This window comes from Actinoplanes octamycinicus (genome assembly GCF_014205225.1).
GTDB classification, from domain to species: Bacteria; Actinomycetota; Actinomycetes; order Mycobacteriales; family Micromonosporaceae; genus Actinoplanes; species Actinoplanes octamycinicus.
Genome location: NZ_JACHNB010000001.1, coordinates 811,852 through 838,342, shown reverse-complemented (window position 1 = coordinate 838,342; position 26,491 = coordinate 811,852). Strand labels below are relative to the sequence as shown.

22 protein-coding genes are annotated in these 26,491 nt (G+C 72.4%); 11 read left to right on the top strand and 11 right to left on the bottom strand.

The window, feature by feature from the left end; all coding sequences use genetic code 11:
- Positions 1-19: 19 nt before the first annotated feature.
- Complete coding sequence (locus BJY16_RS03595) at positions 20-3,724, bottom strand: multifunctional oxoglutarate decarboxylase/oxoglutarate dehydrogenase thiamine pyrophosphate-binding subunit/dihydrolipoyllysine-residue succinyltransferase subunit (RefSeq protein ID WP_185046247.1); 3,705 nt, start codon at positions 3,722-3,724, stop codon at positions 20-22.
- A gap of 157 nt (positions 3,725-3,881) precedes the next feature.
- Complete coding sequence (locus tag BJY16_RS03590; protein WP_185037699.1) at positions 3,882-4,520, bottom strand: hotdog family protein; 639 nt, start codon at positions 4,518-4,520, stop codon at positions 3,882-3,884.
- A gap of 93 nt (positions 4,521-4,613) precedes the next feature.
- Here BJY16_RS03590 and BJY16_RS03585 point away from each other — a divergent pair, with 93 nt between their 5' ends.
- From BJY16_RS03585 to BJY16_RS03555, 7 genes are all read left to right on the top strand, one after another.
- The gene (locus BJY16_RS03585) at positions 4,614-5,375 is read left to right on the top strand and encodes a GNAT family N-acetyltransferase (protein WP_185037698.1); all 762 of its coding nucleotides are present in this window, start codon (positions 4,614-4,616) and stop codon (positions 5,373-5,375) included.
- Positions 5,372-6,139 carry a lysophospholipid acyltransferase family protein gene (locus BJY16_RS03580; RefSeq protein ID WP_185037697.1) on the top strand — a complete coding sequence of 256 codons (768 nt, stop codon included), beginning with the start codon at positions 5,372-5,374 and terminating at the stop codon, positions 6,137-6,139. Before BJY16_RS03585 ends, BJY16_RS03580 begins: the two co-directional genes overlap by 4 nt.
- A 104-nt stretch (positions 6,140-6,243) precedes the next feature.
- The gene (locus tag BJY16_RS03575; RefSeq protein ID WP_185037696.1) at positions 6,244-6,957 is read left to right on the top strand and encodes a response regulator transcription factor; all 714 of its coding nucleotides are present in this window, start codon (positions 6,244-6,246) and stop codon (positions 6,955-6,957) included.
- Between the two features lie 10 nt (positions 6,958-6,967).
- Entirely contained in the window at positions 6,968-8,527 is a 1,560-nt protein-coding gene (locus tag BJY16_RS03570; RefSeq protein WP_185037695.1) for a sensor histidine kinase, read from the top strand.
- Between the two features lie 39 nt (positions 8,528-8,566).
- Positions 8,567-10,099, top strand: coding sequence for a S1C family serine protease (locus BJY16_RS03565; RefSeq protein WP_185037694.1), 1,533 nt, complete (start codon positions 8,567-8,569; stop codon positions 10,097-10,099).
- Positions 10,100-10,319: 220 nt separating this feature from the next.
- A complete protein-coding gene (locus BJY16_RS03560) occupies positions 10,320-13,490 on the top strand; it encodes a cyclic nucleotide-binding protein (RefSeq protein WP_185037693.1) in 3,171 nt (1,056 codons plus the stop codon).
- Positions 13,491-13,507: 17 nt separating this feature from the next.
- Positions 13,508-13,723, top strand: coding sequence for a hypothetical protein (locus tag BJY16_RS03555; protein WP_185037692.1), 216 nt, complete (start codon positions 13,508-13,510; stop codon positions 13,721-13,723).
- Between the two features lie 21 nt (positions 13,724-13,744).
- Here BJY16_RS03555 and BJY16_RS03550 read toward each other — a convergent pair whose 3' ends face one another.
- The gene (locus tag BJY16_RS03550; protein WP_185037691.1) at positions 13,745-14,092 is read right to left on the bottom strand and encodes a thioredoxin family protein; all 348 of its coding nucleotides are present in this window, start codon (positions 14,090-14,092) and stop codon (positions 13,745-13,747) included.
- Positions 14,074-14,457 carry a MerR family transcriptional regulator gene (locus BJY16_RS03545; protein WP_239178049.1) on the bottom strand — a complete coding sequence of 128 codons (384 nt, stop codon included), beginning with the start codon at positions 14,455-14,457 and terminating at the stop codon, positions 14,074-14,076. Before BJY16_RS03545 ends, BJY16_RS03550 begins: the two co-directional genes overlap by 19 nt.
- A 68-nt stretch (positions 14,458-14,525) precedes the next feature.
- Here BJY16_RS03545 and BJY16_RS03540 point away from each other — a divergent pair, with 68 nt between their 5' ends.
- Positions 14,526-15,377, top strand: coding sequence for a patatin-like phospholipase family protein (locus tag BJY16_RS03540; RefSeq protein ID WP_185046245.1), 852 nt, complete (start codon positions 14,526-14,528; stop codon positions 15,375-15,377).
- Between the two features lies 1 nt (position 15,378).
- Positions 15,379-16,422, top strand: coding sequence for a 1-acyl-sn-glycerol-3-phosphate acyltransferase (locus tag BJY16_RS03535; RefSeq protein WP_185037690.1), 1,044 nt, complete (start codon positions 15,379-15,381; stop codon positions 16,420-16,422).
- A 5-nt stretch (positions 16,423-16,427) separates the two neighbouring features.
- Here BJY16_RS03535 and BJY16_RS03530 read toward each other — a convergent pair whose 3' ends face one another.
- Positions 16,428-17,228, bottom strand: coding sequence for an SCO4651 family lipoprotein (locus tag BJY16_RS03530; protein WP_185037689.1), 801 nt, complete (start codon positions 17,226-17,228; stop codon positions 16,428-16,430).
- A 176-nt stretch (positions 17,229-17,404) separates the two neighbouring features.
- Between BJY16_RS03530 and BJY16_RS03525 the strand changes: the two genes are divergently transcribed.
- Entirely contained in the window at positions 17,405-18,553 is a 1,149-nt protein-coding gene (locus BJY16_RS03525) for an FHA domain-containing protein (protein ID WP_185037688.1), read from the top strand.
- Between the two features lie 84 nt (positions 18,554-18,637).
- Here BJY16_RS03525 and BJY16_RS03520 read toward each other — a convergent pair whose 3' ends face one another.
- From BJY16_RS03520 to BJY16_RS03500, 5 genes are all read right to left on the bottom strand, one after another.
- Complete coding sequence (locus tag BJY16_RS03520) at positions 18,638-19,855, bottom strand: IS110 family RNA-guided transposase (protein ID WP_311775285.1); 1,218 nt, start codon at positions 19,853-19,855, stop codon at positions 18,638-18,640.
- Between the two features lie 701 nt (positions 19,856-20,556).
- The gene (gene rocD, locus BJY16_RS03515; RefSeq protein WP_185037687.1) at positions 20,557-21,771 is read right to left on the bottom strand and encodes an ornithine--oxo-acid transaminase; all 1,215 of its coding nucleotides are present in this window, start codon (positions 21,769-21,771) and stop codon (positions 20,557-20,559) included.
- Complete coding sequence (gene ddaH / locus BJY16_RS03510; RefSeq protein ID WP_185037686.1) at positions 21,768-22,562, bottom strand: dimethylargininase; 795 nt, start codon at positions 22,560-22,562, stop codon at positions 21,768-21,770. Before ddaH ends, rocD begins: the two co-directional genes overlap by 4 nt.
- A 291-nt stretch (positions 22,563-22,853) precedes the next feature.
- Positions 22,854-23,435: a hypothetical protein gene (locus BJY16_RS03505; protein ID WP_185037685.1), complete on the bottom strand. Its 582-nt coding sequence runs from the start codon at positions 23,433-23,435 to the stop codon at positions 22,854-22,856.
- A gap of 120 nt (positions 23,436-23,555) precedes the next feature.
- On the bottom strand, positions 23,556-24,161 hold the full coding sequence (locus BJY16_RS03500; RefSeq protein WP_185037684.1) for an ATP-dependent Clp protease proteolytic subunit: 606 nt from the start codon (positions 24,159-24,161) through the stop codon (positions 23,556-23,558).
- Positions 24,162-24,335: 174 nt separating this feature from the next.
- On the opposite strand from BJY16_RS03500, the gene BJY16_RS03495 reads away from it, so the two are divergent.
- Complete coding sequence (locus BJY16_RS03495) at positions 24,336-25,145, top strand: Fpg/Nei family DNA glycosylase (protein ID WP_185037683.1); 810 nt, start codon at positions 24,336-24,338, stop codon at positions 25,143-25,145.
- 87 nt (positions 25,146-25,232) lie between these two features.
- Here the strand turns inward: BJY16_RS03495 and BJY16_RS03490 are convergent, their stop codons facing one another.
- Entirely contained in the window at positions 25,233-26,486 is a 1,254-nt protein-coding gene (locus BJY16_RS03490; protein WP_275408100.1) for a polysaccharide deacetylase family protein, read from the bottom strand.
- Between the last annotated feature and the right edge of the window lie 5 nt (positions 26,487-26,491).

Below are 26,491 nucleotides of genomic sequence, written 5' to 3'. Positions count from 1 at the left end.
CCCTCACCAGATCAGCAGATCAGGGGCGCGGCAGCGACGCCTCGATCAGCGCCTGCTGCTCGGCCTCGTGCATCTTGGCCGAGCCGACCGCCGGAGCGGCCGCCGCCGGGCGGGAGATCCGCCGCAGCCGGACCCCCTCCAGGTGCTCCAGCAGGTTGAGCGCGACGAACGACCAGGCGCCCTGGTTGGCCGGCTCCTCCTGGACCCAGGCGAAGTCCTCGGCGTTCGGGTACTGCGCCAGGATCGCCTTGAGCTCGTCGACGGGCAGCGGGTAGATCTGCTCCATCCGGATGATCGCGGTGTCGGTGATGCCGCGGTCGGCCCGGGCCTGGAACAGGTCGTAGTAGACCTTGCCGGAGCAGAGCAGCACCCGCTTCACCGAGCCGGCGTCCAGCGGCTGGCCGTTGATCCCGGCGTCGCCCAGCACCGGCTGGAAGCCGCCCTGGGTGAAGTCGCTGACCCCGGACACCGCGAGCTTGTGCCGGAGCAGCGATTTCGGCGAGAAGACCACCAGCGGCTTGCGCTTGCTGGACAGGGCCTGGCGGCGCAGCAGGTGGAAGTAGTTCGCCGGGGTGGTCGGGTTCGCCACCCGCATGTTGTCCTGCGCGCAGAGCTGCAGGAACCGCTCCGGGCGGCCGGACGAGTGGTCCGGGCCCTGGCCCTCCATGCCGTGCGGCAGCAGCAGCACCAGCGACGACTGCTGGCCCCACTTCACCTCGCCGGAGGAGAGGAACTCGTCGACGATCGACTGGGCGCCGTTGACGAAGTCACCGAACTGGGCCTCCCAGAGGACCAGCGCGTCCGGGTTCTCCACCGAGTAGCCGTACTCGAAGCCCATCGCCGCGTACTCGGAGAGCAGCGAGTCGTGCACGAAGAACCGGGCGTTGCCGGTGGCCAGGGTGCTGATCGGCAGGAAGTCCTTGCCGGTCTTCGAGTCCACGATCGCGGCGTGCCGCGAGGTGAACGTGCCACGGCGCGAGTCCTGCCCGGCCAGCCGGACGGTGACGCCCTGGGCGAGCAGCGAGCCGAACGCGATCAGCTCGCCGAAGCCCCAGTCGATCCCGCCGTCGCTGGACATCTTGGCGCGCCGGTCGAGCAGCTGCTGCACCCGCTTGTGCGGGGTGAAGCCGTCCGGCAGCTCGATGTGCGCCTGGCCGACCGCGCGCACCGTGTCGGCGTCGACCTTGGTCTCCACCTGGGGCTCCGGCTCCTCGGCGATGATGTGCGGCCGCGGCGGGTTCTTGACCGTGTCCCGGGTGGCCTTGAAGACCTCCTCCAGCCGGGACTGGTAGTCGCGCAGCTGCTCCTCGGCGTCCTGCACGGTGATGTCGCCGCGGCCGATCAGCTCCTCGGTGTAGAGCTTCCGCACGCTGCGCTTGGTGTCGATGATCTGGTACATCCGCGGGTTGGTCATCGACGGGTCGTCGCCCTCGTTGTGACCGCGGCGGCGGTAGCAGATCATGTCGATCACGACGTCCTTGTTGAACGCCTGCCGGTACTCGAAGGCCAGTTTCGCCACCCGGACCACGGCCTCCGGGTCGTCCCCGTTGACGTGGAAGATCGGGGCCTGGATCATCCGGGCCACGTCGGTCGAGTACATCGAGGAGCGGCTGTACTCCGGCGCGGTGGTGAAGCCGACCTGGTTGTTCACGATCACGTGGACCGTGCCACCGGTGCGGTAACCGCGCAGCTGGGACAGGTTCAGCGTCTCGGCGACCACGCCCTGGCCGGCGAACGCGGCGTCGCCGTGCACCAGCACCGGCAGCACCGTGTAGCCGTGCAGGCCCAGGTCCAGGCGGTCCTGCTTGGCCCGGACGATGCCCTCCAGGACCGGGTCGACGGCCTCCAGGTGGGACGGGTTGGCCACCACGCTGACCGTGGTCGAGTGCTCGCCGTCCGGCGTGGTGTATTTGCCGGTCTGACCCAGGTGGTATTTCACGTCGCCGGAGCCGTGCGCCGACTTCGGGTCCATCCAGCCTTCGAACTCGTTGAACAGCTTCTCGTACGGCTTGCCGACGATGTTGGTGAGCACGTTCAGCCGGCCGCGGTGGGCCATGCCGATCACCATCTCGTCCAGGCCCGCCTCGGCGGAGGACTGCAGCACCGCGTCCAGCAGCGGGATCAGCGACTCGCCGCCCTCCAGCGAGAACCGCTTCTGCCCGACGTACTTGGTCTGCAGGAACGTCTCGAAGGCCTCGGCGCGGTTGAGCCGGAGCAGGATGTGCTTCTGCTCGTCGGTGTCCGGCTTGGTGTACTTGACCTCGATGCGTTCCTGGATCCAGCGGCGCTCCTCCGGGTCCTGGATGTGCATGTACTCGATGCCGACCCGGCGGCAGTAGGTGTCGCGCAGCACGCCGAGCACGTCGCGCAGCTTCATCTTCTGCTTGCCGGCGAAGCCGCCGACCGGGAAGGTCCGGTCCAGGTCCCACAGGGTCAGCCCGTGCTGGAGCACGTCCAGGTCGGGGTGCTTGCGGATGATGAACTCGAGCGGGTCGGTGTCGGCCATCAGGTGGCCGCGCACCCGGTACGCGTGGATCAGCTCGATCACCCGGGCGGCCTTGTCGATCTGGCCCTCGGAGGTCCGGGCCACGTCGCGCACCCAGCGGACGGGTTCATACGGAATCCGCAGCGAGGTGAAGATCTCGTCGTAGAAGTCGTGCCCGCCGAGCAGCAGCTCGTGCATCACCTTGAGGAACTCGCCGGACTGCGCGCCCTGGATGACCCGGTGGTCGTAGGTGCTGGTCAGCGTGGTGACCTTGCTGACGCCGTGGTCGGTCAGGGTCTCGTCGCTCATCCCCGAGTACGGCGCCGGGTACTCCAGGGCGCCGACGCCGATGATCGCGCTCTGCCCGTTCATCAGGCGGGGGATCGAGTGGACCGTGCCGATGCCGCCCGGGTTGGTCAGCGAGATCGTGGTCCCGGAGTAGTCGTCCATGGTCAGCTCGTTGCGCCGGGCGCGGCGGACCACGTCCTCGTACGCCTGGTGGAACTGCCGGAAGTCCATCTCCTCGCAGGCCTTGATGGACGGCACCACCAGGGTGCGCGAGCCGTCCTTCTTGGCCAGGTCGATGGCGATGCCCAGGTTGACGTGCTCCGGCTGGACCAGGGTGGGCTTGCCGTCGATCTCGGCGTAGATGTTGTTCATCTCCGGGTGCGCGACGACCGCGCGGACCAGGGCCCAGCCGATCAGGTGGGTGAAGCTGACCTTGCCGCCCCGCCCGCGAGAGAGGTGGTTGTTGATCACGATGCGGTTGTCGATCATGAGCTTCGCCGGCACCGCGCGCACCGAGGTGGCGGTCGGGACCTGGAGCGAGGCCTCCATGTTCTGCACGATCTTGGCGGCGACGCCGCGCAGCGGCGTGGTCTTGGCGCCGGCCGGCGCCGCCTGGGCCGCGGGCTTGGCCGGGGCCGCCTTGGCCGGCTCCGGCTTTTTCGCCGGGGCGGGCGGGGTGACCGGCTTGGCCGGGGCCACCGTGGCCGCGGCCGGCGCGTCCGTGCCGGCCTTGGCGGCCGATTTCGTCGCGTTGGCCGCGGTCGCCTCGTCCGGCGTCGCGATCGAGCCCTGGGTGGCCATCGCCGGCTTGTAGTCCGCGAAGAAATCGTGCCAAGCGGGGTCGACGCTGGTCGGATCGGCCAGGTATCGCTGATACATCTCGTCGACGATCCACTCGTTGGGACCGAAATCCGCGAGTGGATTGTCCTGCGAAGTCTGCTGCGTCGACACTGCCGCGTTCGCCTCTTTCACCGTGTTTGTCATCACGTGACTTCTCCGTCACGCGGGACGGGCTAGGATCCGGTACCAGGCTACGCCGTGCGCGAGCGTCGCCCGCCCGGACGTCCGCTCTGTGACCTACCACCTCGCGCAGCCGGTGATCGCGGCGCTAGACCTGGATCCAGGTGGCACGCGCGACAGCCAGGCGCCGACCGGCCGAATCATGGATCGCCGAGTCCACCACCGCCTTGCGTCCGGTGACATGTGCCACCGCCCCGGTGATCACATAGTGGTCACCCGGGACCGGCAGCGCGTCCACCGCCACCGCGATCCGGCCCAGCACGAAGGCCCGGTCCTCGCGGATCGCGGCCCAGCCGCCCGGGCAGTCCAGCGCGGCCCAGACCAGCGGGACCGACACCTCGTCCGGGGCGGTCCACGGCGCCGCCGTCCGGCCGTCCGGCAACCGGCCCGGGAAGATCCGCAGGCCGTCGCCCTCGGCGCGCTCCGGGCCGCAGACGAAACAGGTCGGGAAGGGGTGGGCGGTGAAGCCCGGGTACTCCCGGGACGCGGCCACCGCGGTCTCCCACCGGACCGGCGCGACGCCCGGGCCCGGGTCGCCGGTGCCCAGCTCGGCGATCAGCCGGCCCTCGGCGTACACCGAACCGTCCTTGATCTCGAGATCGGTCTCCAGGGGCGGCGGCAGCCGGAGGGTCACCTGATCGGCCCCCGCGGCGGTCGCCAGGACGCCGGCCGACCAGCCGCCGTTGCCGGTGCCGGGCGGGCCGTTGAACCGTGCCGGGATACGCATCCCCCGACCATCGCACAAGCCGTTCATCAACCGGTCACGCATCGCCACCTGAAGTGACACGCCATCGGCAGGTGTCGCCCTTACACAGATCACATGGCAGTTCTGATGACCGCCGCCACACCCACCGGGACCAGCGGCTACACCCTGCTCATCGCGGACCAGGCCGGTCAGGTCGAGGCCGCACAGCGGCTCCGGCACGACATCTTCGCCGGCGAGCTCGGAGCGACCCTCCCGACCGCCACCGACGGCCGGGACGTGGACGAGTTCGACGCCTGCTGCGACCACCTCATCGTGCGCGACGACGCGACCGGGGACGTGGTCGGCACCTACCGGATGCTCCCGCCGCGCGCCGCCGAACTGGCCGGCCGGCGGTACGCCGACACCGAGTTCGACCTGAGCGCCCTGCGCCCGCTGCGCGACCAGCTGGTGGAGATCGGCCGCTCCTGCGTGCACCCGGACCACCGGTCCGGCGCGGTGATGAACCTGATGTGGAGCGGCATCGCCCGCTACCTGCACCTGAACAACCTGCGCTGGCTCGGCGGCTGCGCCTCGGTGCCGCTGGCCGACGGCGGCGGCACCGCGGCCGGCGTCCGGGAGCGGATCAACGCCCGGCACCTGGCCCCGCCCGCGCTGCGGGTCCGCCCGCGCACCCCGTGGACGCCGCCGGCCGGCCTGGCGCCGGACCCGAAGGTGGCGGTGCCCCCGCTGCTCAAGGGCTACCTGCGGCTGGGCAGCTGGATCTGCGGCGAGCCGGCCTACGACCCGGACTTCGACTGCGTGGACTTCTACGTGCTGTTCTCGATGGACCGGCTGGACCCGCGCTACCGCCGGCACTTCCTGGGGGCGACCCGATGAGCAGCACGCTCTGGCAGCCGGCCTCCGGGTGCGGCGACCGGTGCCGGCCGGGCGCCGGGCCGCGCGCCACCGGAGCGACGGCCGGCCTGCGGGTGGCCGGGGTGTTCCTGGTCCTGCTGACCGGCCTGCTGCCGGCGATGCTGGGCGGCGTCCTGCTGCGCGCCCTGGCCCGGGCCCTGCTCGGGGTGCTCGGGGTGCGGCTGGTGGCGCGCGGCCCGGCGCCCCGCCCGGGCAGCCTGCTGGTCGCCAACCACATCTCCTGGATGGACATCCTGGCGCTGGTCGCGGTCACCCCCACCCACCTGGTGGCCAAGCACGACGTGCGGGCCTGGCCGGCGGTCGGCGAGCTGGCCGGCCGGATCGGCACGATCTTCGTCGACCGCACCCGGCCCCGGGCGCTGCCGGCGACGGTCGGCGAGGTGGCGGCCGCGCTGCGCGGCGGCCGGTCGGTCGCGGTCTTCCCGGAGGGCACCACCTACTGCGGCGCCGAGCGGGGCGCCTTCCGCCCGGCGTTCTTCCAGGCGGCGATCGACGCCGGCGCCCCGGTGGTGCCCACCTCGATCTCCTACGACACCGCCGAGGCGTCGTTCATCGGCGAGGACACGCTGCTCCACTCGATCCGCCGGATCGCCCGGGTGCGCCGGACCACGATCACCGTGATCACCGCGCCGGCCCTGCGGCCGATGCCCGGCGCCGACCGGCGAGCCCTGGCCCGGGCCGCGCAGCGCAGCATGGCCGGGCACGGCTACCGATTGGCGGCGTGACGGCCGGCGGTGCGCCGCGTCCCGCACGGGTGGGAATTGCTCCTCACAGAATATTTTCAGCAAGCCTGCAGCAGTGGTGCAGCGGCCGGGGAGAGGATGGCCGCATGGCCGCTCAGACCCAGCCCAAGCAGAGTGAGGCGAAGCTGCTCGTCGTCGAGGACGACGCGAACATCCTCGAGCTCCTCTCCGCCAGCCTGCGCTTCGCCGGGTTCGACGTCACCACCGCGACCAGCGGCAGCGCCGCCGTGAGCGCGGCCCGCAGCGCGGCGCCCGACCTGGTCGTGCTCGACGTGATGCTGCCCGACCTCGACGGTTTCGAGGTGATCCGGCTGATGCGCGAGGGCGGCCAGCGCACCCCGGTGGTCTTCCTGACCGCCCGGGACGGCACCGACGACAAGATCCGCGGGCTCACCCTGGGCGGCGACGACTACGTCACCAAGCCGTTCAGCCTGGAGGAGCTGACCGCCCGGATCCGCGCGGTGCTGCGCCGCACCACGGTCGGCGAGGAGCAGCCGTCCCGCCTGGTCTTCGCCGACCTGGAGCTGGACGAGGAGACCCACGAGGTCTACCGGGCGGGCAGCCGGGTGCAGCTGTCGCCGACCGAGTTCAAGCTCCTGCGTTACCTGATGCTCAACGCCAACCGGGTGCTGTCCAAGGCGCAGATCCTCGACCACGTGTGGAAGTACGACTTCCGCGGTGACGACAACATCGTCGAGTCGTACATCTCCTATCTCCGGCGGAAAGTGGACAACGTGCAGCCCAGACTGATCCACACCCTCCGCGGGGTGGGTTACGTGCTGCGTAAACCAGCCGTCTAGGCGGCCGGCCATGTCGATCTCCGAGCGGGTTCGCGTTTCGCTCCCGCCGCAGGCAAGCCTGCGCAAGGTCTCCCTCCGCACCAAGCTGGTCGCCTCGGTGCTGGTGCTGGTCTTCGCCGCGCTGACGCTGATCAGCTCGGCCAGCACGATCGCCCTGCACACGTACATGATCGACAAGATGGACCGGCAGCTCCACGACGTCTACGACGACCTCGGCGTGATCGCCGAGACGCTGGAGGAGCGAGCGGTCTACATGCCGCTGGACTGGATGATCGGGATCGCCTCGGTCAGTGGCGTCGGCCCGCCCTCGCTGGGCACGCACACCGAGGACGAGGATCTCCCGGCGCCGCTGAAAGGTGTCGCCGCGGTCCAGGCGCACGACGGCCGGACGTACACGGCGCCCTCCCGGAACGGGAAGTACACCTGGCGGGTGCTGGCGGAGACCACCGACAACGGCTCGGTGATCTACGTCGGCCAGCGGATGACCGGGGTGAACGACGTGATCGCCCGGTTGATCTGGGCGGACGTGCTGGTCGGCGTCGGGGTGCTGCTCGCTCTCGCGATCGTCGGCGCGGCGCTGGTCCGGCAGAGCCTGGTCCCCCTGATGCAGATCGAGCGGACCGCCGGCCGGATCGCGGCCGGCGACTACAGCCAGCGGGTGCCCGACCCGGAGGTGGACGGCGGCGAGCCGACCACCGAGCTGGGCCGGCTCTCCACCGCGCTGAACGCGATGCTGGCCCAGATCGAGACCGCCTTCTACGCCCGGGCGGCGTCCGAGCAGCGGGCCATGGAGGCGGCCGAGGCGGCCCAGGCCTCCGAGGGCCGGGCGGTGCGCTCCGAGGAGAAGATGCGGCAGTTCGTCGCGGACGCCTCGCACGAGCTGCGCACCCCGCTGACCACGATCCGTGGGTTCGCCGAGCTCTACCGGCAGGGCGCGGTCTCCGACCCGGAGGCGGTGGCCCGGCTGGTCCGGCGGATCGAGGACGAGGCCGCCCGGATGGGCCTGCTGGTCGAGGACCTGCTGCTGCTCGCCCGGCTGGACCGGGAGCGCCCACTCAACCTGGCCCCGGTGGAGCTGCCGGTGCTGGCCATGGACGCGGTCCAGGCGGCCCGGGCGACCGCGCCGGACCGGGTCATCGAGCTGGAGGTGCGCGACGACCACGAGCGGCTGGTGGCGCTCGGCGACGACGCCCGGCTGCGCCAGGTGATCGGCAACCTGATGACCAACGCGCTGGTGCACACCCCGCCGGAGGCCACCGTGACGCTGCGGCTCGCCGCCGAGGGCGAGGACCACGCGGTGGTGGAGGTGTCCGACACCGGCCCGGGCCTGAGCGCGGAGCAGCGGGCGCACGTCTTCGAGCGGTTCTACCGGGTGGACGGCGCGCGGACCCGCAACACCCAGCGGGAGGCGACCGGGACGGGGCTGGGGCTGGCCATCGTGGCCGCTCTTGTACGGTCGCACAACGGCACCGTGGACGTGCTGAGCGAGCCCGGGGAGGGCGCCACGTTCCGCGTGACTTTGCCGACCATAAATCCGGATAAAGGGTTCACAGAAAACATCCAGGACTAGCACAGTTCGGTACGAGTCGCACGGGGCAGAGTAAGAAACATGAACGAGAACGAGACCAACCCGCGGCCCGCGGACGCCGGCGCTGAGCACAGCAGCACGGAGCGGGTGGAGTCTGAGCAGCCGACTGCCGCGCAGCCGCCGGTTGCCCCGCACGTCGCCGCTCACCAGTCCGCGGCCCCCACCTCGGGTGTCACGCACCCGGCGCATCCCGCGCCGCCGGCCGGCCCGCAGCCGCCGCACAGCCCGTGGGCGCAGCCCCAGGGCTACCAGCCCACCGGCTACCACCAGGCCGCCCCGCCGCCCCAGCCGCCGCAGTCGCCGTGGCAGCAGCCGGTCTCCGCGGTCCCGGTCTCCGGCGGCTACCAGCCCTATGGCCAGCCCCAGCAGCCCGGTTTCGGGCACTACCAGCAGCACACCACCCCGGAGGGCGTGGTGCCGGTGTGGGCCCAGCCGCCCACCGGCGAGCCGCCCCGCAATGGCCGCGGGCGCAAGTTCGCCCTGGCCGGCGCGGCCGCGGTGCTGGTCGCGCTGCTCTCCGGCGGGGTCGGCGCGGCCACCGCGCTGGCGCTGCACGACGACAGCGGCACCCCGGCCATCCAGACCGGCAACTCGTCGGTCACCCGGGTGGTGGACCGTTCGTCGCTGGCCCAGATCGCCTCCGCGGTGCAGGACAGCGTCGTGTCGATCACCACCGGGTCCGGCGAGGGCTCCGGCGTGATCCTCAGCGCCGACGGCTACATCGTGACCAACAACCACGTGGTCGCCAGCGCCACCGGCAACACCGTGAACATCATCTTCGCGGACGGCAAGAAGGCCACCGCCACCATCGTCGGCACCGACCCGCGTACCGACCTGGCCGTGGTCAAGGCCTCCGGGGTGAGCGACCTGAAGGCCGCGAAGTTCGGCGACAGCTCGAAGATGGAGGTCGGCGACACCGTGCTGGCGCTCGGCAGCCCGCTGGGCCTGGAGGGCTCGGTGACCGCCGGCATCATCAGCGCCAAGGACCGCACCATCGAGTCCGGCAGCGAGGACGACCAGCGGGGCCAGGGGCAGGACCCGTTCGGCGGCTCGCAACAGCAGCAGCAGCAGTCGGGCACCACCACGATGACCGGCCTGCTGCAGACCGACGCCCCGATCAACCCGGGCAACTCCGGCGGCGCGCTGGTCAACACCAACGGTGAGGTGATCGGGATCAACTCGGCGATCGCCACCTCCGGCTCCAGCTCCGGCAACATCGGCCTGGGCTTCTCCATCCCGAGCAACAAGGCGATGGAGGTGGCCAAGGCGCTGATGGCCGGCAAGAAGGTCAGCCACCCGGCGCTCGGGGTCAGCGTGACCAACGCGGAGAACGGCGGCGCCCTGGTCAGCTCGGTGGTGCCGAGCAGCGCCGCGGCCAAGGCCGACCTGCAGAAAGGCGATGTGATCACCAAGGTCGACGGCAAGGAGATCGCCGAGTCCGACGACCTGGTCGCCGCCGTGCAGGCCGGCTCGGTGGGGCAGAAGATGACCATCGACTTCACCCGGAACGGCGCCGCCAAGTCGGTGACCGTGACTCTCCAAGAGTCCCAGTAAGCCACCGCTCCTTTCGCTACGGCCGGTGACGTGACCAGGGGTGGGCACGTCACCCGCCGTATTCCTATCTATGCCGTGATTCTGGACTTTCCTGACGAACGGCTAGGTTTCGTCGGCGGGGACTCGCGTTTGCCCAGGCTTCCTTCTAATCTCCTTTCGCCGTCGGCAGCTCCCTGCCGGTGGCGCGGTTTCGCTTCGGCGGAGTGAGAGGCCCAGCGAGTTGACGTACGTCGAAACCCGGACGAGTGTCTGGGAAGCCCTGGCCGGCCGGGCCCCGGGAGTCCCGGCGGGCCCCGCCGACGCCGGACTCTGGCACGCCGTCGCCGACCGGCTGAACCCGGCCAGCGCCCGCCCCGAGCTGCGTGGCGGGATCGAGGTCCGGCACCGCAGCACGGCGCGCGGCGGGCGGTACGTGATGCTCCGCTCGCCCGAGGACGGCGGCCGCAGCCGCTACCTCCGGCTCACCCCGGAGGAGTACCAGCTGGCCCTGATGATGGACGGCGCCAGCACGGTGGCCAGGCTGGTCGCCGAGTTCGCCCGGATCGCCGGCCGGCTCGCCCCGGACCAGGTCCGCCGGGTGGTCGCCGACCTGGCCGGCAACCGGATGCTGGAGGACCTGCCGGGGGACGCCTTCCGCCCGCTGCGCGAGCTGGACCGGCCGCCGCTGCCGCAGCGGGTCGGCGGCTCGCTGCTGGCCGCGGTGCGCGGCCGCCGGGTTCTCTCGGTGCCCGCCGACGGCGCGCTCGCCGGCCTCTACAACAGCGTCGGCAAGCTGCTCTTCACCCGCCCGGCGGTCTGGCTCGGCACGCTGCTGGCGCTGGCCGGCGCGGTGCTGTTCCTGGGCACCTGGCAGCGGGGCAGCCAGGCACTGTTCCTGACGGGTGACTCCTACCTACTCGGTGCCATCGCCCTGTTGTCACTCAACGTGGTCGCCCACGGTCTCTACGAGCTCGGCCACGCGCTCGCCGCCAAGCGGGTCGGCCGCGAGGTGCCGTCCGCCGGGCTGATGCTGCACTTCGGCCTGCCCACCGTCTTCGTCGACACCAGCGACGTCTGGATGGCCGGCCGGCGGGCCCGGATCGCGGTCACCGCCGCCGGGCCGGCCACCGGGCTGGCCCTGGCCGGCCTGGTGCAGCTGATCGGGCTGGCCGTGCCGGCCACCGGCGGCCTCGCCTTCCAGCTGGCCTTCCTGTTCTACCTGCACGCCTTCTTCAACCTCAGCCCGCTGCTCCCGCTCGACGGGCAGTACCTGCTGATGGACTGGCTGGAGATTCCCGACCTGCGGGCCCGTGGCCTGTCCTGGCTGGGTGGCCGGCTGCGCCGGCGCGGCCCGCGCTGGTCCACCCTGGACCGGGAGGGCCGGCTGATCGCGCTCTACGGCCTGCTCGCCCTCTTCTGGCTGGCCGCCGCCGTGGTGCTGGGCTACCGCCTGTGGACCGACCGGGTGCACGGCCTGGTGCTCGGCCTCTGGTACGAGGGGGTCGCCGCCCGCCTGCTGCTCGCCGTGATGCTGCTCGGCCTCACCGCCCCGCCGCTCTACTTCCTGCTCGGCCGGCTCGCCGGCGGCTGGCGCCGGTGGCGGCAGCGCGCCGCCGAGCGGGACCAGGAGAAGGACATGCCCCGCCGGCTGGCCGCGCTCTACGCGTCCGACCTGGGCGGGCTGCCCGAGCCGGCGCTGCAGTCGCTGGCCGCCCGGGCCCGCTGGGAGCACCCGCCGACCGGCCGCCAGCTGGTCCTGGCCGCCGAGCAGCAGCACACGGTCCACGTGGTGGTCGAGGGCGCCCTGCACGGCCGCCGGCCCGGCGACCCGGGCGGCAGCATCCGGCACCACGCCGGCCCGGGCAGCGTGGTCGGCCTGGCCGCCGCGCTCACCGGGCGCAGCGCCACCCTGGACTGGCACGCGGCCGGCGGCGCCACCCTGCTCAGCGTGCCCGCCTCGACGGTGGCCACGGTGATCGGGCCACTGCCCGGCCCGCCGCCGATGGAGCGGGCCGAGGCCGAGGCGCTGTTCGCCGACACCCCGGCGCTGGCCGGGCTGGAGGAGGACCAGCAGCTCGCGCTGATCGCCGCGGCCCACCCGGTCGACCTGGACCCGGGGGCCCCGGTGATGCTGCACGGCCCGACCCACGCGGTGGTGGTCGAGTCCGGCGTGATCGCCATGGCGGACGGCACCGAGCTGCGCCGCGGCACGCTGGTCGGCCCGGTCGGCGACGGCAACCCGGGCATGGTGGCGCAGACCCGGACCCCGGTCCGGCTGTGGATCATCCCGGACGCCTCCGACCTGCCGCCGCTGATCGGCATGGTGGCCCGGCCCGGCGCGCCGATGCCGAGCGTCCGGCCCGGCGCCCCGCTCGCGGTCCGGCCCGGCGCGGTGCACCCGCCGCTGGCGGTGCCGCCCGGCCCGCCGCCGGAGGGCGACGACGAGTTCGACGTGGACCGGCACTTCGAGAAGCGGATGTGGGTCTTCGTCAGCCTGCTGGTCGTGGTCACCGCCGGTGGCCTGGTGCTGGACCTGGGCACCGGCCCGGCCTGGGCGGAGATGCCGACCGAGCGGGCGCTGCTCACCGTCGACCGGGGCACCGCGGTGGCCACCGCGGGCGGCAGCGGCGCGGCCACCCTGGAGGTCGGCGACCAGCGCTACCTGAGCGCCGGCACGCAGATCGAGGCGCCCGGCAAGAGCCGGGCCCGGCTCACCTTCCCGGGCGGCGGCGCGGTGCTGCTCTGCCCGGGCGCCCGGATCACCCTGACCGGGGCCGCGGTGGCGTCCGGCCGGGAGCCGGCCCCGTCCGGGCGGCTGAGCCTGGAGAGCGGGCGGGTGCTCGCCGCGACGGCCGGCACCAGCGGGGCGTACCAGCCGCTCGGCCTGACCATCGGCCGGGTCCAGGGCGACGTGACGAACACCGGCAAGGCCTGGTACTCGGTCGATCTGGCGTCGATCACGGTGGCCAACGGCACGGTGACCGCCGGCGGGGTGGCCAGTGAACCGGTCGGCGGCGACCTGGGCTGCGGCGACGGGGTCAAGGTCAGCCCGCCGGCGGTGAGCGAGGGCGACGACGCGTCCGAGGCGCCGTTCCCGTCCGAGACGGCCGTGCCGGTGACCAGCGCGCCGAGCGCGAGCCCGAGCAGCGCGTCGCCGAGCGCCTCGCCGTCGTCGAGCAGCAGCCCCACACCGACGCCGGACGAGACCACCACGCCGAACGGGCAGACCACCCGGACCGCCAAGCCCACCAAGAAGCCGACCACCAAGCCGACCACCAGGCCGACGACCACCACCACGGCGCCGACCGGGACGCCGACGACCACCGCGTCGACACCGACCGGGGCGCCGACCACCACGACGGCGCCGCAGGAGACCACCTCGGCGCCGGGCGGCACGACCGGACCGGGTTAGCCCAGGGAGGGGCTCGGATGCTGTGCTGGTTCTGCGCCGACCGGGCGCGCGCCACCTGCCGGTTCTGCGGGCGGGGCGTGTGCGTGGAGCACGCCCGGTTCGGGCCGTACCTGCTGGAGATCACCCGGTCGGTGGCCCGGGACCGGGCCGAGGCGCTGGTGGTGGAGGACGCCGTGCAGTGCGGCACCTGCCACCCCCGGCCCCAGCCGGTGGCGATGCCCGAGCTGGACTAGCGTCTGTCCGGCCCCGCGTTCTCAGCGATTCGCGTACGGCGTCACAGCGCCGGCCAGCGCCGAGCGCAGCACCGACTTCGGCCGCGCGCCGACGATCGAGCCGGTGACCACGCCGTCCCGGAAGAACAGCAGGGTCGGCATGGCCAGCACCCGGTGGGCGCGCGCGGCGACCGGGTTCTCGTCGGCGTCCAGCGTGCCGATCACCAGCTGCCCGGCGAACTCCGGGGCCAGCTCGGCCAGCAGCCGGGACATCGGGCCGCAGGGCGGGCACCACTGCGCCCAGAAGTCGACCACCACCGGCAGCCGGGACTGGCGGACCAGCTCGTCGAAGGTGGCGTCGGTGATGGTGATCAGGGCGTCGTCCGGCATCGCGTCTCCCGGTGCTCGAGGGCTTGGCTCAGTTGGTCGTGCAGCCGCTCGCGGACCTCGGTGAGCTGGCCGAGGTAGTCGTCCACCTCGGCGATCTTGCGGCGGAGCACCGCGACCGAGTCCGGGCAGACGTGGCCGGCGCTGTTGCCGGCCCGCAGGCAGGCGACGAACGGCCGGATGTCGTCCAGGCCGAAGCCGGACGCCAGCAGGGTGCGGATCTCGTGCACCACGCGCAGCTCGGCGTCGTCGTACTGCCGGTAGCCGTTCGCGTCCCGGGTGGCCCGGACCAGCCCGTGCTCCTCGTAGTAGCGCAGCGTCCGCGGACTCGTCCCGGCCAGCTCCGCCAGCTCTCCGATCAGCAGCATGCGGCCGACGCTACGGCTTGACACCGGCGTCAAGGCAAGCCCGCCGGCACCGTGACAGCATGGACCACATGGTCGACGGTCCGGTGGCGTTCGTGCTCGGCGGCGGTGGCGTGCTCGGGGCGGTCGAGGTGGGCATGCTTCGGGCGCTGTTCCGGGCCGGCTTCCGGCCGGACCTGGTGGTCGGCACGTCGATCGGCGCGGTGAACGGCGCCCTGGTCTCCGCCGAGCCGGGCGAGGCGGTCACCGACCGGCTGGTCCGGCTCTGGATGTCCCCGGAGGCGGCGGCCGTCTACGGCGACTCGATCGGCCGGCAGATGCGCCGCTTCGCGGCCCGCACCCACCTGCACTCGCCGCTCCCGCTGCGCCGGCTGCTGGAGGGCGAGCTGGGCGAGGGCGTCACCTTCGCCGATCTGAAGGTGCCGTTCCACTGCTGCGCGGCCAGCATCGAGCGGGCCGCCGAGCACTGGTTCGACAGCGGGCCGCTGGTCGACGCGGTGCTCGCCTCGTCCGCGGTGCCCGGGCTGCTGCCGCCGATGGAGATCGGCGGGGAGCACTTCGTGGACGGCGGGATCGTAAACTCGATCCCGATCAGTGAAGCGGTCCGGCTCGGCGCGCGGCTCATCTTCGTGCTCCAGGTCGGCCGGGTGGAGCGGCGGCTCAGCGTGCCGAGACGGCCGTGGGAGGTGGCACAGGTGGCGTTCGAGATCGCCCGCCGGCACCGGTTCGCCCGGGACATGTCCTCGCTGCCCGACGGCGTCCGGGTGCACGTGCTGCCCAGCGGCGGCGAGAGCGGCGACGACTCGCCCTGGGCCTATCGGGACATGGCCCTGGTCGGCCGCCGGATCAGCCGGGCCTACACCGCTTCCCGGCGCTACCTGACCGCCAACGTGCACCCGCTGCCGGAGCCGGGCGGCCGCTGACATGGGATTGCCGCCGGTCTGGGTGCGCCGCCTGGTGATCGCCCCGGCCGTCGTGCTGCTCGCCGTGACGTTGCTCACCACCCTGCCGATCTGGCTGCTCTTCGCGCTGGCGGTGTCCCCGCTGGTCCCCGGCCGGCTGCGGGTGCCCCGGCTGGTCTTCCTGCTGATCGTCTACCTGGTGTGGGACGCCGCCGCGCTGCTCACGCTGGCCGTGCTCTGGCTGGCCTCGGGGTGCGGGCGGTGGATCCGCGGCCCGGTCTTCCAGCGCGCGCACTACGTGGTGACCGGCTGGTTCCTGCGCAGCCTGTTCTGGGTGGCCCGCTGGTCGCTGCACCTGGCGATCGACGTGGTCGGCACCGACCCGGACACCGCCCAGCCGGGCCGGCCGGAGATCGTGGTGAGCCGGCACGCCGGGCCGGGTGACTCGTTCACCCTGATCCACGCCCTGGTCAACTGGTTCGCCCGGGAGCCGCGGATCGTGCTGAAGGCCGCGCTGCAGTGGGACCCGGCGGTCGACGTGCTGCTCAACCGCCTGCCGAACAGGTTCATCACACCGGGCCGGACCACCACCGCGACGCTCGAGGAGCAGATCGGCGACCTGGCCACCGGCCTGGACGAGAACGACGCCTTCGTGATCTTCCCGGAGGGCGGCAACTTCACCCCGCGCCGCAAGCTGACCGCGATCGCCCGGCTGCGGGCCAGCGGCCTGGAGGAGATGGCGGTCAAGGCGGAAAATCTGCGGAACCTGCTGCCCCCGAAACCGGGCGGACTGCTCGCCGCGATCGACGCCGCCCCGGACGCCGGGGTGATCTTCGTGGCGCACACCGGCCTGGACCGGATGATCACGGTCGGCGACGTGTGGCGCGAGCTGCCGATGGACAAGCGCCTGGTGATGCGGTTCTGGAGCGTGCCACCGGAGGAGGTGCCGGCCGGCGAGCGGGAGCGGATCGACTGGCTGTATTCCTGGTGGGCGCGGATCGACGGGTGGATCGAGGAGAACAAGCCGGCGCCACGGCCACTGTGGATCGACCGCGGCGCCGGCTGAGACCCTTACTTGCCGCCCAGCGCCTGGTAGACGCTGGCCGGCGCCTCGGTGACCTGGCCGGCCGCCGGGCGCTCCGCGGTCACCGCCTTGCCGTAATCGCTGTACTTGATCACCAGGGGCTGGCTCTCCCGGTTGTCCACCGCCGGCAGTCGCAGGGTGAGCTGCTCCAGCCGGTCCTGCTCGTCCAGGGTGGCCTCGAACGGGACCCGCTGCGCGTCCGCGCCGTACCCGTCGACGGTGACCTTGCTGATCCCGGCCACGCCGGCCGCCTTGGTCAGATCCAGCGTCCCGGCGTACGAGCTCTCCCCGCTCCGGGTCACGTCGGTGGTGGCCCGGAGCAGCTCGGCGGTGTTCGCCGGGTCGATCTGGCCGGGCTTGAGGCCGATGTTCGCGCCGTCCGGCAGCCGGGCCATGTCCAGGTGGGTCCAGGTGCTGCCCTGGGTGACGCCGGGGATCTGCGCGTACAGGTCCTGGCCGAACAGCAGCGTCTTGACGGTCAGCGCGGTGTTCGCGCCCTTGGCGGTCATCTCCGCGTTCCCGGTGCCGTGCGGCGCGTCCAGGTGCGCGGTCAGCTGGAAGCCGGCGCCGCTGGTCATCGTCATCGTGAAGCTGGTGTTGCCGAGCGCGGTGGCCGCGTCCGACAGCTTCTGCACCGCGACCGGGTCGGCGCTGGTCGAGGGCGCCACCGACGCGGGCGGGGCGCTGGAGCCGGAGGCCGCCGGGGTGCTCTGCGAGGCGCAGCCGACCACCGCGAACGTGGCCGTGGCCGCCGCGAGGCCGAGTCCGGCGAGCCGGGGTGTCCGCATGATCGTCTCTCCTTCTCGTCAACGCCTGTCGATAGCGGATTTCCCGAACGTGGGAACCGGCAAACGGACACCCGCGGGCAAACCATGGCGGGACGTCCGCCCGGTTCGCCGCCCAGATCATGGCCGGGGCATGATGAGTCGGAGTATTCCGTGCACGCAGGACAGGGGGAGGACTCGTGAGATTCGAGGTCAGCAAGGTCCTCGACGCCATCGAGGCCCGGCTCACCACGGACCCGGCTCTCGCCCGGGCCGTGGTCGATCTGTCGGAGGTGGTGCGCTACGCCGACCTCGACGGCGGGCGCCCGGCCAGCCTGGTCCGGCTCGGCCTGCTGGTCGACGCCCTCGGCCGCTACGTCGCCGAGGAGAACGTCCCGGTCTACGTGATCGCCCCGCGCGGCCTTCTCTCCGACACCGACCTCACCTCGAACGAGCGGATGGTGGTCCGCCGCTGGGCCGACGACGGCAAGGTCGAGGTGGTGCCGCAGATGGAGGACCGGGTGCTGGAGGTGGCCGAGATGCTCGGCCTGCCGGTGCTCACCCGCGACCGCGAGGACCGGTTCCGCGCCAGCCGCCCGTGGGTGGCCGAGCCCGGCCGGCTGCTCGCCCTGGTGTCCCAGCAGGGCGGCCCGACGCTGGTGGCCCGGGTGGGCCGGGGCGAGGCGGTCCCGCCGACGCCGCGGTCGCCGCTGGGCGAGCGGTTGCTCGCCCGGATCTGGAAGTGCCCCGACTTCAACTGCACCACGTTCGGCACCGGCGGCGACTCGGACAGCCCGTTCGCCGACATGCGCACCTTCACCAGCCCGGTGGCGCAGCCGCCGCCCGCCCTGCGCGCCGGCGTGCCGACCTGCCCGCGGCACGGCGAGCGGCTCAAGGACGCCGGTCCGCGCCCGGCCACCGAGGTGCTCTCGGTGCGCATCGACGGGGTGATCCGGCAGCGGTTCACCGTCTCCGAGGACCAGCCGGTGGTGGTCGGCCGGGCGCCCGAGGGCGGCGGCGGGGTGATGCTCGGCCAGTGGCTCACCCAGGACGCTCGCAAGTGGATCAGCCGCGGGCACGTCCGGTTCGCGCTGCGGGCCGGCGAGATCACCGTGAAGGACATCAGCACCAACGGCACCGGCGTGCGCCCGGGCGGCACCCCCGACGACGACCAGCGGATCACCCTGCACCGCGACGAGAGCCGGATGCTCGCACCGGAAGACATCGTCGAGCTGTACGCGGGCGTGCACGTGGGCCGCGCCAAGCTGTGGAACAACGGCGGCGTCATCCAGCCGCAGTCGGTGATGGCCGAGGCCCCGACCATGGCGATCCGCCCGGTCGGCCGGTGACCTCCGCACCCTGAGGATCACTTCAAGATCTTCATCGACGCAGGCCCGCTCGGGTGCGGATCGCATGCTCCCGGCACCCCTCTGTCAAGGGGTTGGTGTGAGGGGTGTTTTAGGGTGGTGGTTGGCGGGTCCGGGTTGTGACTTTTCCGAAGTGTCGATCTTGGGGTTTGGGTCGGCCGCGCTGGAGTTCAGAGTCGCCCCCGTGTGTCCTCCCGGACCCGTCGCTGTCTGTTGTGCCGTGTGGTCGTCTTTGATCATTTGGCGGTAGACGGTGTCGGACAGGCGTCGTTTCAACGCTCGCATGGCTTCCATCGCGGTTTTGCCTTCGGCGCGTTTGCGCTGGTAGTAGGCGCGGCCGGGGGTGTCGAAGCGGAGCTGGGTGATGGCCATGATGTGCAGGACCCGGTTGATGCGCCGGTTCCCGGCCCGGTTGAGCCGGTGATGATGGTTGTCGCCGGAGGACACGTCGATGGGGGCGGTGCCGTTCCAGGTGGCGAAGTGCCCGCGGGTCGGGAAGCGGCTGATGTCGCCGATGTCGCCGAGCAGGCGGGCGGCGCCGGAGGGGCCGATGCCGTTGAGGCTGGTCAGCTGGGTGCCGGTGGCGGCCAGCACGGTCTTCAGCTGCCGGTTGGCTGCTTTGATCTTGGTGTCCAGGGTGGTGAGCTCGTCGGCCAGGTCGCCGGCCAGCTGATAGCGGGTGGCGGTGACGATGTCGCCGGCCGGGACGCTGACGCGTTCGAGCAGGGTGCGGGCCTGGTCGGTGGTCAGGTTCTTCTTCGCGCCGCCGGGGATCAGTTCGAGCAGTAGCTGGTGCAGCCGGTTGATGGTCTCGGTGCGGGCGACACCGAGCTGGTCGCGGCGGTCGGCCAGCAGCCGCAGCGCGACGGTGGCGCCGTCGGCGTGAACGCGGCGCAGGCCCGGGGTGCGCAGGGCGGTCACCGCGATGTGGTGCGCGTCGTGACCGTCGGTTTTACGGCCGTGCCCGGTGTCAAAGTTGCGGGCTTTCGCGGCGAGTTTCGCCGGGACGTCCAGCACGGTTTCGCCGTCGGCGACCAGCCGCTGGGCCAGGTGCCGGCCGATGCCGTTACAGCCCTCGACCGCCCACACCCGGCCGGCGTGACGGCGGCCGGCGGCGAGCATCTGCTGGTAGCCACCGGTGTCGGTGCCGTACCTGCCACGGGCCAGCACCTGTTCACGCTCGTTGATGATCTCGATCGTCGCGGACCGCTTGTGCGGATCGACTCCAATGATCAGCTGACCCATGTACCCGTTGACCTTCCCGTCGTCGCGGCAGAACCACACCAGCGGGAGGGCAACGCTACTTACAGCTGGGCAAACCCCTCTTCAGCCACTCCGCGCCACGGTGACCGGCAGGGTCCAAGCCGGGAGAGAGCCACACCCCGCCATATGAGTGGGCAGCGCGGGCCTGAGCACCCTACCGATCACCTCGACCAAGCCTGGCCGGGCCGCGGTCGTACACCAAATTCTCTTTAAGTAGCGCGGGCCGGGCGGGCTGATCTAGAGCGATCAGCCCACCCTGCACTGTCCGCGGGTGGTCACCGAAACCCCAAGAGCGCCGCGACGCCCGACGTCGGTCACCGTCCCGGCCGCACTCCCGCTCCCGGCTGGCTCTCGCGGGTGTCTCGACCGCGGTGAAAGACCCGTGAGAGCCAGCCGGGGACCGTGAGTCGCGGTGCGGTCGTGCGCGGGCCGGGCCTCGCGATCGGCCCGCGGAAACGACACGCCGTGCGGTCGTGCGGGTCCAGTCTGCCGGCGGACCGCACGACAGGCCGTGCGGTGGTGCGGGGCTGGTCTGCCGGCGGACCCGCACGACAGGCCGTGCGGTTGTGCGGGTGCGGTCGGCCGGCGGACCCGCACGACACGCGGTGCGGTCGTGCGGGGGCCGGGCCTCGCGAGCCGATTGCCACAGGGCCGCGGGTCGTACCGGAAAAGCAACCGCACGGGTCGGGGCGACATCGCGGCAGCGAGGAGGCCCCCGGCGGTCAGGCGGACAGGACCGCGGCGAGCTGAGCGACCGCGTGGTCCAGGTCCTCCTGGGTGATGACCAGCGGCGGCGCGAGACGGATCGTCGAGCCGTGGGTGTCCTTGGCCAGCACGCCGCGCTCGGCCAGCCGCTCGCACGCCTGCCGGCCGGTCATCAGCGCCGGGTCGATGTCGACGCCGGCCCACAGCCCGCGGCAGCGGACCGCGACCAGGCCCTTGCCGATCAGCGCCTCCAGGCCGGCCTGCAGCCGGGCCCCGAGCCGCGCCGACCGCTCCTGGAACTCGCCGGTGCCGAGCAGTTCGACGACCGCGCCGCCGACCGCGCAGGCCAGCGCGTTGCCGCCGAAGGTGGAGCCGTGCTCGCCGGGCTTCAGCACGCCCAGCACGTCCCGGTTCGCGGCGACCGCGGAGACCGGCACGATGCCGCCGCCGAGCGCCTTGCCGAGCACGTACATGTCCGGGACGACGCCCTCGTGCTCGATCGCGAAGGTCTTCCCGGTCCGCCCCAGGCCGGACTGGATCTCGTCGGCCACCATCAGCACGTTGTGCGCGGTGCAGGCCTCGCGGACGGCGGCGAAGTAGCCGGCCGGCGGGATCAGCACGCCGCCCTCGCCCTGGATCGGCTCGAGCAGCACCGCCACCGTGTTCGGCGTGATCGCCGCGGCCAGCGCCTCGGCGTCGCCGTAGGGGACCACCACGAAGCCGGGCGTGTACGGCCCGAAGTCGGCCCGCGCCTCCGGGTCGGTGGAGAAGCTGACGATGGTGGTGGTCCGGCCGTGGAAGTTGCCGTCCGCCACGATGATCTCGGCCTGCCCGTCCGGCACGCCCTTGACCTGGTAACCCCACTTGCGGGCCACCTTGATCGCGGTCTCCACCGCCTCGGCGCCGGTGTTCATCGGCAGCACCAGGTCCTTGCCGCACAGCTCGGCCAGGCCCCGGCAGAACGTGGCGAACTGGTCGTGCACGAACGCGCGGCTGGTCAGCGTGAGCCGGTCCAGCTGGGCGTGCGCGGCGGCGATCAGGCCGGGGTGCCGGTGCCCGAAGTTCAGCGCCGAGTAGCCGGCCAGCATGTCCAGGTAGCGGCGGCCGTCCACGTCGGTGACCCAGGCGCCCTCGGCCTCGGCCACCACGACCGGCAGCGGGTGGTAGTTGTGCGCGGTCCAGCGCTCGGCGGCGGCCAGCGCCTCCGGGGTACGGAATTCCACGGTCGTCACGAGCGCACCTCCAGCGTGCAGCACTTGGGTCCGCCACCGGCCTTGCGCAGCTCGGAGACGTCCACCCCGATCGGGTGGTAACCGGCCTTGCGCAGTTCCTCGGTCAGGTGGGTGGCCTGGACCGGCAGCACCACGTTACGACCGTCGCTGACCGCGTTGAGGCCGAGCACGGCGGCGTCCTCCGGGGTCGCGATGATCGCGTCCGGGAAGAGCTGCCGGAGGACGGCCTGCGAGCCGGGCGAGAAGGCCGACGGCAGGTACGCGATGTTCCGCTCGTCCAGCACGCAGAGCGCGGTGTCCAGGTGGTAGTACGCCGGGTCGACCAGCTGCAGCGTGACCACCGGACGACGGAGGAACTCCTGGGTCTCGGCGTGCGACGCGTGCGCGGTGCGGAACCCGGTGCCGGCCAGCAGCAGCTCGCCGGCCAGCAGGATGTCGCCCTCGCCCTCGTTGTCGTGCTTCGGCATGGTCACCTCGAAGCCGTTCTCCCGGAACCAGGCGGCGTACGCCGGGGCCTCGTCGGCCCGCTCGGCGTCCCGGAACTGCACGCCCAGCGCGCGGCCGTCGATGATCGTCCCGCCGTTCGCGGCGAACACCATGTCCGGCAGGCCGGGCAGCGGCTCGATCAGGTCGACGGTGTGACCGAGGTCGAGGAAGACCCGACGCAGGTTCTCCCACTGGGAGACGGCGAGCGCGTTGTCGTACGGCGCGGTCGGGTCCATCCACGGGTTGATCCGGTAGGTGACGGCGAAGTGGGTGGGCCGGCACATCAGATAGCGCTTGGCGGTCATGCAGGAAACGGTAGGGGTGAGAAGGTTTCACCCGCTCTGGTTCGACCATGCGTACCGCGCAGGATCGTTGCGTGATCACCGGGGGCCGCGGCGAATCGTTGCGCACATGCCACACGGGCGCCCGGGAGCGACGTTCTCACGTCACTCCCGGGCGCCCGTGCGGCTGTCCGGCGAACCGCCGGATCCGACCGGCGAACCGCCGGAGGATTTCGGGGCGGGCCGACGAGGAGGTCGTCCCGGTTCCGAGGGGTGCCGGTCAGCGTATCGCTGCCGGTAAATGTCAGGTACCCGTCAGAAGCGGTTCGCAAACTGTGCGTCAAGCCACTCGCGCAGATCCGACGCCGGCTGGGTGTCGGTGCCCAGCCAGCTCAGCGAGCCGGTCAGGGCGAGCACGCCGAGCGCGATCGCGCCGAGCGAGACCAGCAGGCCGATCAGCGCGTCGGTCTTGCCGGCCACGTGCTGCTTGCGGGTGGCGCTCAGGCCGGCCAGCGAGAGGACCAGGCCGAGCCCGGCGACGCCGATGCCCCAGCCGGCCAGCGGGCCGGAGAGCACCAGTGCGATGCCGGCCACCGCGGCGATCAGGCCGAGCGTGGCGAGCAGGCTGGCCCGCGGCCGGCGGGTCGTGGCCGCCGGCGTGGGCTTCGCGGCCGGCGAGCCGGCCGGCGAATCGGCCGGCGCGGGCCGGGCCGGTGCCTCGGCCGGGCGGCCGACCGGGACCGGCTTGCGCTGCGCCTCGGTCGGCGGGGTGACCGTGCTGGTCCGCGGCCGGGTGATGTCCTGCGTGGTGTCGTCGTCCCGGCGGGGCTGCACCGGAACCCGGGTCGTCTCGGCGGTCTCGGTCGTGGCCGCACGCGAGAAGGTGGGAATCCTCACGTCAGCACCTCCTTTGGCGGGGGATCTCGGGGTCGTCGTGACCCGGTTACATACCCGGCCCGCCGGAGAACGACACGAGGGATGCACAAGACTGTGCATCCCTCGGGTGGAAACCGGGCGTCAGACCAGCGACGAGACCGCGTTCACGTCGGAGGCCTTGCTGATCACGTGGTCGACGATGCCGTACTCCTGGGCCTGCTGGGCGGTGAACCAGCGGTCCCGGTCCGAGTCGCGCTCGATCTCCTCCGGGGTGTGCCCGGTGTGGAAGGCGATCCGCTCGTTCATCACCGTCTTGATGTGCAGCATGCTCTCGGCCTGGATGGCGATGTCCGCCGCGGTGCCGCCGATGCCGCCGGAGAGCTGGTGCATCATCACCCGGGCGTGGGGCAGCGCGTACCGCTTGCCGGGGGTGCCGGCGCAGAGCAGGAACTGACCCATCGAGGCGGCCATGCCCATCGCGATGGTGGCCACGTCGTTCTTGATGTACTGCATGGTGTCGTACACCGCCATCCCGGCGCTGATCGAGCCACCGGGGGAGTTGATGTACAGCGCGATGTCGCGCTCCGGGTCCTCCGAGGCGAGCAGCAGCATCTGCGCGCAGATCCGGTTGGTCACCTCGTCGTTGACCTCGCTGCCGAGGAAGATGATCCGCTCCCGGAGCAGACGCTCGAAGACCTGGTCGTCGAAGGACGCGCCGCCGCCGCGCATGGTCGGTTCAACACTCATGGGGTCAACCCTTTCGCATCCGCTCTTCTACGTCTCACACCTTCTCTCACAGGGCGTGTCGAAACCCAGCGATTCCCCTCAGGGCGAATCCGCTCACGGCAGAACGACCGGCCGGCCGGGTGGCACTGATCACGCCCGGCCGGGCACCGGGACAAAGGCGGATACCTTTGGCTCGTGCCGGAGGGACATACCATTCACCGCCTCGCCGCCCGCCATCGCGAGCTGTTCGCCGGCCATCCGGTGGCGGTGTCCAGCCCGCAGGGCCGGTTCGCGAGCGGCGCGGCGCTGCTCGACGGCCGGGTGCTGCGCGACACCGAGGCGTACGGCAAACACCTGCTGCACCACTACGAGGGCGACCGCGTCCTGCACGTCCACCTGGGGCTCTACGGCAAGTTCACCGAGGGTGAGCCGCCGCTGCCGGAGCCGGTGGGCCAGGTCCGGATGCGGCTGTCCGGCGCCGGTCACTGGCTCGACCTGCGCGGCCCGACCGCCTGTGAGGTGCTCGAGCCGCCCGCGGTCGACGCGCTGCGGGCCCGGCTGGGCGCCGACCCGCTGCGCGACGACGCCGACCCGGACCGGTCGTACCGGAAGGTCCGGTCCAGCACCAAGCCGCTCTTCGCGCTGCTGCTGGACCAGTCCATCGTGGCCGGCTGCGGGCTGATCTACGCGAACGAGGTGTTGTTCCGGGCCGGTCTCTCGCCGCTCACCCCGGGCACCGCGGTCGGCCGGGAGTGCTGGACGGCGCTCTGGGACGACCTGCGCGCCCTGATGAAAGAGGGCGTCGCCCGCGGCCGGATCGACACCGTGCACACCCAGCACACCCCGGAGGCGATGCGCCGGGCGCCGCGCGTCGACCGGCACGGCGGCGAGGTCTATGTCTACCGCCGCACCGCCCAGCCCTGCCTGGTCTGCGGCACCCCGGTCGCGATCGGTCCCCTGGCCGGTCGCAACCTCTACTGGTGCCCGGCCTGCCAGCGGCGCTGACCGGCGCCGCCTCCGGCTCGCGGGCATCGCGCCCGTGGCGGCCGATGTCGAGCGCAGCGCGTGGGGTTGCGGTCGAACCACCTTCGCTTACGGCGTGCTGCTGGGCGAGGCCGACGGAGTGGTCGTCGGCGTAACGGGCGCGGTCGTCGCGCTGGCCGACGGCGTGGGGGTGGCCGGGGTCGGCGCGGTGGTGGCCGGGGTGACCGGCGTCTCGCCGGTGCCGGACGGGATGCCCAGCTGGAAGTTCTTCACCAGCCAGGGCAGCAGCTCCTGGTAGGCGGCGATGGTGTCCGGCTGGTTGAAGTCGTGGGACAGGATGATCGCGCCCGGCGTGGTCTGCTTCCGCACCGAGCTGATCACCCGCTTGATGTGCGCGGCGTCGCTCTCGCCGGCCGGGTGCTCCCAGTCCCGCGGGTCGACTGCCCAGTAGAGCGAGGACATCCCGTCGGCGTAGGCCACCTTGACCAGCTTGTCGCTGAAGTTGCCGCCCGGCGCCCGGAAGAACGGGATCGCCGCGCCCGGTGCCGCGTCCCGGATCGCCTGGTTGGTCCTGGCCAGGTCGGCGCGGATCTGCCCGGCGTTCTTCTTCCCGATCGTCAGGTCGTGGTCGAAGGTGTGGTTGCACAGCGTGTGCCCGGCCGCCACGATCTGCCGGACCAGCTCGGGGTGCTTGCGCGCCTGCGAACCGACCAGGCAGAAGGTCGCCTTCACCTGGTACTTCCCGAGCATCGCGAGGATCTTCGGGGTGAGCACCGGGTCCGGCCCGTCGTCGAAGGTCAGCGCGACCTGCCGGCCGCCGGTGGTGAGCAGCGACTTGCCCGGTCCGGCGCCGGCCGGCACCGGCCGCGCCGGGTTGTCCTCGGCCGGCCGCCCGGTGACGGTGGCCTCCGGGGTCGGCGTGGCCGACCCGCCGGTGACCGGCTGCCCCTGCGGTTTCGCGCCGCCGTCGCTCTGCTGCCGTCCGCCGGCCTGGGCGGCCTTGTTGCGCTCCGCCGCCTGCGCCGAGGCCGCCGCCTGCGCGGCGGTGGTCAGCTGGCCCGGGTCGCTGGAGTCCGGCTGGGACAGCGGCACCACGGTGATCAGCAGCCCGGCCACCACCAGGGTGCCGAGCACGGTGGTCGGCCGGTTCTTGGCCGCGGCCAGCCAGGATTCCAGCGGCAGCGTGTTCGGTGCGCGGTGCGAGCCGACGACCGGGCGCTTCGCCCGGGACCGCCGGGAGCCGGCGGACCGCTGCGGGCCCTTCTCGGTACGCACGGTGCTCCACGACCCGGTGTCCCCGGTCGCGCGATGCCGGGCGGACCGGCTCCGCGGCGTGGCGGCGGGGTCCACTGCGGAACGCACGGACG